Genomic DNA, 9,591 nt, shown 5'->3' on the forward strand with positions numbered 1-9,591 from the left:
CCACCTCCTGTACAACTGGTGACCATTCCTTGCCGCTGTCCCTCTGGTGTCGGCAAATGTACCAAATTGGGCTCCGAAAAAACCTGCTCTCTTTTTGGTGCTCCGGCCTATCTGCTCACCCCCAAAAAAGAGCGGGTGGAATTAATCGCTGTACCACTCTATCCGGGCAGCTCCCTGACCGAAGAGCAACTCGAACATGCCCTAAAAATTCGCAATAAATTTGTAAAATCCCTCAACCTCTGGGAAGAGGTGTTTAACCCTTTTCATCTGGTGGTCGATGCAACCCATCGTGGCATGCAGTTTTGGGTAAAATCCTGGTTTGGTTAAGGGTGACAGCCCCCGCAGCAACGCTTCTGCCGTTTTTTGGGTCACAGTTTGCTGGTCATCATCCTGCTGCTCTGTTTGTGTGCCCTCTGCCAACAACAACGCTTCTGCTGTGCTGGATCCTGGTTTTGCCAACGCCCATTAGTCCTTATTGAAGATTATACCTTGCAAATTAGGTAAAAATCGCCATACTGCATGGCGCTTGGGAAATAGTTACTTGCAATTAAGGCAAAAACAGAAAATAATCAACTATACTTGAATGGGTAGAGAAGGTTGTCTCTTTCATGCGTAGGCTTGCCGATTCAAGTTGCACAATAAAGATACCAACCCTCCAAGGAGCGTTATGTCTTTTCTCCTCGCAGAAAGTGCTATGCAGAATACCTTGCAGGTGATTCCCCTGCATTTTGCGCTCGCACAACAGACTGATTATATTTACTTTGTCTATGGGCTGGCCTTTCTGATTATGGGTGTGGTCTGTTGGGTCATGCCTGCAGAAAAGGCACATCCCTTTTCCTGGCGTATCTTGAGCATATTTGGTTTGACCCATGGTTTGGGGGAGTGGCTGGAGTTGTTGGATATGGCTCTCTCCGGCTCGCCGATTGTGCGCACCATTTGTACGATTCTCTACACTCTCTCCTTTTTGGCGTTGGCAGAATTTGCTCTGCGGACGATGTTGCTGCAACGGCAGCGCCATTATCGGCCAGGGGGGTCGCTGCTCTTGTTGCTTGTTTCAGCAGGAGTCAGTGCAAGCATGAATGGGTCATATTTCATGGAAATAATCCGCTATATGATCAATCTGCCCTCCTGCTTGGCAATTGCCTGGCTTTTTTGGCATGCAGAGCAAATGGTGGAAGCGCGACAACATTTTTGGTTGCGTTGGGCGGCCCTTTCTATCGCTGGATATGGCATTGCCGGTGGCTTGATCGTCAAGAAAGCCCCCTTTTGGCCGGCATCGGTACTGAATACCGATTGGTTTTTAAGCTGGAGCGGCATGCCGATCCAAGTTTTGCGTGCGGCAATTGCGATCTCTTTATCGGTGTTTTTCTGGCGGGTGGCCACCAGTCGCGCTACCCTGAGCGGTTTGTTGCGTAAACAACAGCAATATGCACGTATTTTTTCCTACGGTTTTCTCATCCTTCTTACCGCCGGCTGGTTTTTGACCCAGGCCTTGGGCTCCATTTCCCAGGGTGATCACAATCGGGAACTGCGTGTGAGTCTGGATGCTTTGACCAATCGCCTGCATCGTGAACTGTTGACGATCAACAGCAGTGTGGTTGCTCTGGCCAGCATGAACCAGTTGTTGATCAACGCCCTGCCGATCTCTGCGCAAGAGCAAGAGGAGGTGGACTATTATTTGGACCAAATGGCGGGTCGCGTCAAAGGGGTCACCTATATCATGGATCCGCAAGGAACGGTGGTTGCGGCCTCCAATCGCAACAGTTCTGGATCCTTTTTGGGCAAAAATTATCAATTTCGTCCCTATTTTCAGGAGGCTTTGGCTGGCAGTGCCGGTCACTATTTTGCGTTTGGCGTGACCAGCAAAGAGGCTGGCTATTATGCCAGTTATCCCCTCTATCATCGCTATCGGGCAGAGATTATCGGTGTCGTGGTGATTAAAAAAGCGCTGGATGCGGAGACAATCGGTTTGCAGGATAGCGGCAATCTCTTTTTTTTCAACGAGCAGGGGGTGGCTCTGTTGAATGAACAAAAAGGTTTCATGCCGCGTCTTTTGTGGCCCATATCGCCAGCACTATTGGACGAATTGCAACAGAGCAAACAGTTTGGTGATCTTGCCCAAGCTCCCCCATTGTTGGACAGGGAGTTGAGCAACGAAATGCAGTTTGCCGTCAAGTGGCAAGGGCAAACCCATAAATTTCGTACTGGTCGCCTTCCGGTGACCGAAGATGGCTGGTCGCTGCTGTTGTTGCAGAGCGAAGCTCCATTGGATATTCATCGCATGCTGGGCATTCTCATCACCCTGTTGGTGGGGGTGTTGATGATCTTCTATTATTTGGTGCTCTACCGCGAGACCAAAGCCATGGAAGAGCGTTCCGATCTGCAGAGGGTCAGTCAGGAGCGCCATGAAATGGCTCTTACGGGAGGCAATCTGGGTTTCTGGGATGTGGATCTGGTCAGTGGTCTAACAATAGTCAACGAGCGCTACAAAGAGATTTTTGGACTACCTGCAGATTGCGCAGTCAATCGGGAGTATTGGTTTGAACATATTCATCCCGATGACCGGGAGCGGGTCAAGGAGATTGGCAGTGACTATCGCGCCGGTTTGCGCCCGGTCTATGAGGTGGAATATCGCATTGCACTGCCCGATGGCTCTTTGAAATGGGTAATTTCTCGAGGGGCGTTGGTGCGCAGCGATGATCCACGGCAGGCACAGCGCATGGTCGGCACCATTCTGGATATTACCGAACGCAAAGAGTCAGAAATTGCCTTGCAGGAGGCCAAAGAGGCTGCTGAAGTAGCGACCCGCGCCAAGAGCGCCTTTTTGGCCAATATGAGCCATGAAATCCGCACTCCGATGAATGCCATCATTGGTTTGAGCCATCTCTGTTTGCAGACCCGTTTGGACAGCAAGCAGTTTGATTATATCAACAAGGTCTACAACAGTGCCAAAGGGTTGCTGGGAATTATCAATGACATTCTCGATTTTTCCAAGATCGAAGCGGGAAAAATGACTGTAGAGTGTATTGAATTTTCCTTGGAGGATGTGTTGGGCCGGGTGACTTCGATTATTCAGCTCAAGGCCCAGGAGAAGGGTTTGGAGTTGATGTTGGATATAGCGGTGGATGCGCCACCACGCCTGCAGGGAGATCCGTTGCGTTTGGGGCAGATATTGACCAACCTGGCCACCAATGCCATCAAGTTTACCGGCCAGGGTGAGGTGGCTATTGTGGTCGCTGTGGTAGAAGAGAGTGAGCAGACGGTATTGCTGCAGTTTACAGTGCGTGATACCGGTATTGGTATGACCCCGGAGCAGTTGGCCAATCTGTTTCAGGAGTTCAGTCAGGCGGATGTCTCCACTACCCGCAAATATGGTGGCACCGGGTTGGGTTTGACCATTTCCAAGCGTTTGGTGGAGATGATGGGCGGCAAGATTCATGTCGAGAGTACGCCGGGCAGTGGCAGTCGTTTTATTTTTACCGCCCGTTTTGGTATAGCGCAGCGGCAGAGCAAAGAGCCTTTGGGGATTGATCTGAATCTGAGCAGCTTGAAGGTGTTGGTGGTGGATGACAGCGTCAATGCCCGTTTGGTGATGTGTTCCTATTTGCGCAACATGGTGGCTTCAGTACAGGAGGCCAGCCAAGGCAAGGAGGCATTAACCCTGTTGCAAGAGGCCGATCAGGCCAAAGAGCCTTTTACCTTGGTCATGGCCGATCTGAAAATGGTGGGCATGGATGGCATCGAATTGGCTCGGCAGATTCGACAACTGCATTTGGCGCTTGAACCACGGATTATTTTGGTCACATCCTATGGCAAAGAGCCGGCCATTCAAGAGGCGATAGAGCAACATTTGTTGGATAATTTTCTGGCCAAACCGGTCAGTCCCAGCATGTTGTTAGAGGCGGTGCAGGAGGTGTTTCATCAACGGGTGGATCGCAAACGGCTCCCCCTGCATGCGGTAGAGGAGGATCTGAAAAAACGGATTGCCGGGGCACATCTGCTTTTGGCAGAGGATAATGAGATCAATCAGCAGGTGGCTACCGAGCTGTTGCAGTTGGCTGGGGTCACGGTTACGATTGCCGGCAATGGTCAGCAGGCAATCGATTTGGCAGAGGCCAATGAGTTTGATGCCATCTTGATGGATCTGCAGATGCCGGTGCTGGATGGTCTGCAGGCAACCCGGAAAATTCGCCAACAGGGTGGAGAGATGGCACAAATTCCCATTATCGCCATGACTGCCAATGCCATGGTAGGTGATCGGGAGTTGTGTTTGCAGTCCGGAATGAATGATCATATTGCCAAACCGATTGATCCTTCCAATTTATATGCGACCTTGGCGCGCTGGGTGGTACCAGATCCAGAGCGGCAACAGCGGGCGTTGCAACAACTGCAACAGCAACAGCACGGAGCGGCAGCGGCAGCAGTAGCGGAGGCAGTGGTAGAACCACCTTCGTTATTGCCACCCCTGCCCGGTTTGGATACGGCAGCGGGATTGCGTTATATGCACGGCAATGCCGAGCTGTACCAAGATGTCTTGAAGAGTTTTCGCAGCAAACAGCGGGAGAGCGCCCAGCAGATGCGACAACAACTGCAGGCGGGAGATTATGCCACCTTGGAGCGCACAGCCCATACGCTCAAAGGAATGTCCGCGACAATTGGTGCGGCAGAGTTGAGCAAATCTGCTTATGCCGTGGAGCAGTCAGCCAGGGAAAAGGGTGGCAACCCGGAGGCCATTTTGCAGTTATTGCTGGAGGTGGAGCAGAAGGTCGAGCAGTTGCTTGCGGTAATTGATCAGGCTTTTCCGATTGAGGAGCCGTTGTCTGAGGCAGCGTTGCCAGCCGAAACGGCTGCAGAGGGTGGTGCCGACGCAGGTTTTGGCGAGGAGGAGCGTCAGAAGGTGCAGCCATTGTTGCAGAAGGCATGGCAGCAGTTACAACAATTTGATACCGATGCCGCAGCAGTGTTGCAAGAGATGGCGGCACTGTTAGGTGCAGCGCATCGTCAGGAGGTGCAACAGATGTTGGAGGCGTTGAAAGGGTATGATTTTGATGGCTGTCAGGAGCTGTTGCGTCAATGGGCGGAGAGAGCAGCTCTCTCTGTGGAGAGCGAATGATGAAACAGGATTCTAACGAGCGGTTGCCTTTGATTTTGGCGGTGGATGATCTTCCTGACAATATCAATATCTTGAAAAGTGTGTTGGGCAGTGGTTATGCGTTGCGTCCGGCCATCAGTGGCAAGGCGGCACTGCGTGCGGTGCTGGTGGAGCCGTTGCCCGATTTGATTTTGTTGGATGTGATGATGCCGGAAATGGATGGTTACACGGTGTGTCGCCAGCTCAAGGAGGATGTGCGCACCTGTGATATACCGGTGATCTTTGTGACCGGTCGCTCGCAGGAGTCGGATGAGATTCAGGGTTTGGAGTTGGGGGCGGTAGACTATATCACCAAACCCTTTGCGCCAGCGATTGTATTGGCGCGGGTGCGGACCCATTTGGCGTTGCGGGCGGCGCAGCGCAAATTGGATGAACACAATCATCGTTTGCTGGAAGAGCGCAAGGTGATTGAAAGCATTGTCTTGAAGATGCGCACGGCAGATCCTTTTGACCAGGAGGCGGTGCAGAATCTGGTGGCGCCTGTAGAGGTGACGGCGGGGGATATGCAGTTTTCCACCCGCACCAGCGATGGTCGGCAGTTGGTCTTATTGGGCGATTTTACGGGACATGGGTTGACAGCGGCGGTAGGGGGACCGCTGGTGAGTTATATTTTTCATCGACTGGCCAGGCAGGGGAGCAGTGGACAGGAGATCCTGGCGGAGATCAACAGTCAATTGAAGATGCGTCTGCCGACAGGGATGTTTTTTGCATTGATTTTATTGGAGATTTCTCACGATCGTCGGCAGGCCTTATTATGGAATGCCGCTTTGCCGCCAGCGATTTGCATACGGGATTCGACGATTATTGCCCGTTATGCTTCGGGTCTGCTGGCCATGGGGGTTTTGCAGAGCCAAGATCTGCAGGGGGGGGCTATGCAGCTCACTTTGCAGGCCGGGGATCGGCTCTATTTTTTTACCGATGGCATTGTTGAAGCGCACAATGCGCAGGGAGAGTTGTTTGGTTTGGCAAGATTGGAAACATTTTTGCAACAGTTGGCGCAAGGGGAGCGTCAACTGGCCGATTTGACCGATGTGCTGGAAGAGTATACGGGTTGTCGCGAAAATGATGATGATGTCACCCTGATGGAGATTTGCATCTAACACCTTGCTTGGACAGCTCTTTCCGCGCATTCAGCAGAGGGAATGCCAGCCGGGTTGTCAATCCTGAGGAGCGATAACGATGAGTTCTTTGCCGGCGGAAACAGCAAACACACAATCGGCTGGTCCCGAGTTGATGGCACTTTTTGCCCAGGTGTTGCCCTATTCGCGGCTGTTTGTAGGCATTGCTGTTGAGGAGTATCTCTCCCTGCTGCATGGATGTGTGGTCCGCGAGAGTAAAGCGGGCGAGGTATTGATAGCTCCAGGAGGGATCAATCGCAATGTGATGTTGATACTTTCTGGTTCATTGAGCATCCATTTAGGTCATTATCCTTCGGAGCCGGTGGGTTTGGTCAAGACGGGTGAGAGTGTGGGGGAGTTGTCGATTATTGGTCACTCTTTGACCAGTGCCTGGGTAGTCAGTGCCACCGACTGCAAGTTGTTGATTATTGATGAGGAGCGGGTATGGGCGTTGATTGATCAGGTGCCGGCCATTGCCAGAAATCTATTATTGATATTGGCTGGTTGGATCAACTCGGTCAACCGTCGAATTTTGGAGCAACGCGAACAGATTGATATGTTGCAGGAGGTGGCACGTATCGATGCGCTGACCGGATTGTTTAACCGGCGTTGGTTTGATGAGTCGTTGCACCGCTTTATGAGCGGGCGGCAGCAGCGGCCTGTGACTTTGATTTTATTGGATATTGACCATTTTAAGCGTTTTAATGATGCCTATGGTCATCCGGGAGGTGATCAGGCATTACGGGTTTTGGCGGATGTGTTGAAGGCCAGTGTACGTCCGGATGATGTGGCCGCTCGCTATGGCGGCGAGGAGTTTGCGATTATTTTGCCAGAGACCAGTTTATCGGCGGCTGTAGTGGTAGCGGAACGGATTCGTCACACCATCATGCACCAGCCAATTCGCGCTGCCGATGGTCAATTATTGCCCTCGATCACCCTCTCCTTTGGGGTAGCGGAAAGTGAGCACTCTCTTACCCCGGAACAGTTGACCGAACGCGCCGATGCCAAGCTGTATCAGGCCAAAAATGAGGGTCGTAATCGGGTGTGTAGTTGAGAGATTGGCAAGGATAGCGACTCTGACTGGGCTGATTGCCAGAACAACTGTCTATTCGCGCGTTAACAAAAATGCTTTGCTGTTTAGTGTTCACTTTACAACAATTATATGTTGCAGTTACTATCGACTGATTTCCAGGGTGGTGGCTTATTTTATTCCTCTGTTTGCGTTTGCTTGTTGTTTATGGTCTGCTAAACAGGCTTTCTGAGGCGTGATTGTTATTGAGTGCTGTGGTTTACGCACAAGTTTTTGCAAAGAATAATTCTGCCAGTGGATCAGGAATATCAATGAATCTTCTAGAGTTGCGAGAAAAAATTTTGCAATTGCCAAGAGATGAGGTGGCCCGTCACGCTCGTATTGAGGAGCATCGTCTGCAAGAGATTGAAGCGGATGAAGAGACGATAACGCTCTCCGAATTGGAAGGGTTGGCCATGGTCTACGGCATTAATGCCGATCTGTTGGCTGAAAATAATATTAGTAATGCTTTGAGTCCAGTGTTGCTGGCGCGAGAAAATGGGTATAAAGATTTCTTATCGTCAGAAAAGTTGGCAATCTTGCGAGCCTCCCGCACTATTGATGATCTGACTCAGCTCATCAAGATTGTTCGAGGTGATGTTGCAATGGCAAAAGAGAGTTCTGTCGTAGAGTGGCGATGGAATAAAAGCAGCATTAAGGCTTGGGAGCAGGGAAGAGATATAGCCAAATTATTGAGGAATGAACTCTCTTTAGGGAACAAGCCGATTGATTCTTCTCAATTATATCGTGAGATTGCGCAGAAATTTCCTTGGCTCTCCGTATTATATGCAGATTTGGGAGAGGGAGGGCCGAGTGGATTGGCATTTTCCCGTAACAGGCAACAACCAACAATTGTTCTCAATGTGAAAGGAAAAAATAAATCGCCAGCAGTGCTTAGGGTAAGTTTTCTCCACGAATTATACCATATTCTTATGGATAAGCAGAAGGGTCAGCCTTTGGCCGCTTTTTCAAAATATAATGAGTTGCGCGAGGAGATGGAACAGCGCGCCAACTCTTTTGCGATACGTTTTATTTGTCCAGAACTGGTCGTGCGCAGGATGAAAAATTCCAGAAATGGGATTCAGAATAATGCAATTTTGATTATGAATGAGTATGGGTTGCCTTATGAAGCAGTGCGACTCTACTTCAAAAATTTGCAAATAGGCGCATTGCCTCAATCCATTCCTGAAGAGATAAAAGAGTATTGCAGTCAAGATCGCTGGAGCCCCTGTTTGCCAGAGCGGATTGGCAATTTTCCCATTCCTGACACACCCTATGAAAGGCGCACATCTCTTGCAGATCTGGCGGTGCGTGCCTACAAAGATAATAAAATACAGAGAGATAAACTGGCATATTTTCTTGGTGTGGCTCCTGCAGCAGATTTGGAAGCTTGTGTGGATTTTGTTCTGTCCCAGGAAACACGGTAACAAGAATTTGTGCAATAAATAGCGGGTTTTACTCTGCCAGCCGAAGGAAAAGCTGCGCCTACTGCCAGTATGCAAATTTTGCCAAGGCCATGGGTGGGTAAAATATAAGCAAAATCTCCTGGTTGCTTTTGTTAAGCTGCTCAGACAGCAAGGGGCGCATTGTTGAATATTTTATTAGATGCAGACTCTTTTTTATGTTTGCGCAAGATTGGACTATTAGACATATTGTGTGATACGCATGCGATTCATTTGTATATTCTTGGCTATGTTGCTAGGCATGAATTATGTAATGTATGCAGCGATGTTACACGTTTACTTGGCAAGAGGTGTATGTCAAAACATGAAATATCAGTAAAGTCTTCGTTGTATAGAAAATATAAAAAATTTGCCGAAAGTTATGATAAAGGAGAGTCTGAATCTGTAGCCTGGGCGACGGAACATGCTGATTTGCATCTCTATTTTGTAAGTCAGGACCGCCTTGCCCGTAAATTGGCCAAGCAGGAAAATATTGATTGCGGTACAGTAGAAATGCTTGGTGCACAACTTGTTGCCAGTGGGATTATGGTAAAGGCACAAATTGATGCGGTGTTTGCACCATGTTATGCCAATCCAAATAATTGCGGCCACAATTGCCCATAATAAATAGTATTGTAACTATTCACCACCTTCTGCCAGAGTGTGGCAGGGGGTGGTGAATAGTGAATAGTTACCGCATTTTTAATAAGATTTTTCTTGAAGGGCTGCCTTGATGGTGGCAATCGGCAGAAGCAACGAGAGCGGCGTATCCAGCAACGGAAAAGCACCATCATAGCCCATGTACCAATG

General features: G+C 49.8%; 6 protein-coding genes. All 6 read left to right on the forward strand.

Annotated elements, in window-relative coordinates:
- Window positions 1-327: hypothetical protein (locus tag EJP87_RS17825; RefSeq protein ID WP_193771292.1), on the forward strand; the 327-nt coding region annotated here is incomplete at its 5' end.
- 340 nt (window positions 328-667) lie between these two features.
- A complete protein-coding gene (locus tag EJP87_RS10655; protein WP_130471856.1) occupies window positions 668-5,113 on the forward strand; it encodes a response regulator in 4,446 nt (1,481 codons plus the stop codon).
- Entirely contained in the window at window positions 5,110-6,252 is a 1,143-nt protein-coding gene (locus EJP87_RS18915; RefSeq protein WP_320412239.1) for a SpoIIE family protein phosphatase, read from the forward strand. The genes EJP87_RS10655 and EJP87_RS18915 overlap by 4 nt, the downstream gene beginning before the upstream one ends.
- A 79-nt stretch (window positions 6,253-6,331) precedes the next feature.
- Window positions 6,332-7,324, forward strand: a complete 993-nt coding sequence (locus EJP87_RS10665) for a GGDEF domain-containing protein (RefSeq protein WP_130471858.1) — start codon at window positions 6,332-6,334, stop codon at window positions 7,322-7,324.
- A gap of 230 nt (window positions 7,325-7,554) precedes the next feature.
- Window positions 7,555-8,766 (forward strand): ImmA/IrrE family metallo-endopeptidase, encoded by a 1,212-nt coding sequence (locus EJP87_RS10670; protein WP_227657577.1) that lies wholly within the window; start codon window positions 7,555-7,557, stop codon window positions 8,764-8,766.
- A 162-nt stretch (window positions 8,767-8,928) separates the two neighbouring features.
- Entirely contained in the window at window positions 8,929-9,405 is a 477-nt protein-coding gene (locus EJP87_RS10675) for a hypothetical protein (protein WP_130471860.1), read from the forward strand.
- Window positions 9,406-9,591: the final 186 nt, after the last annotated feature.

This window comes from Candidatus Magnetaquicoccus inordinatus, assembly GCF_004217665.1.
GTDB lineage: Bacteria > Pseudomonadota > Magnetococcia > Magnetococcales > Magnetaquicoccaceae > Magnetaquicoccus > Magnetaquicoccus inordinatus.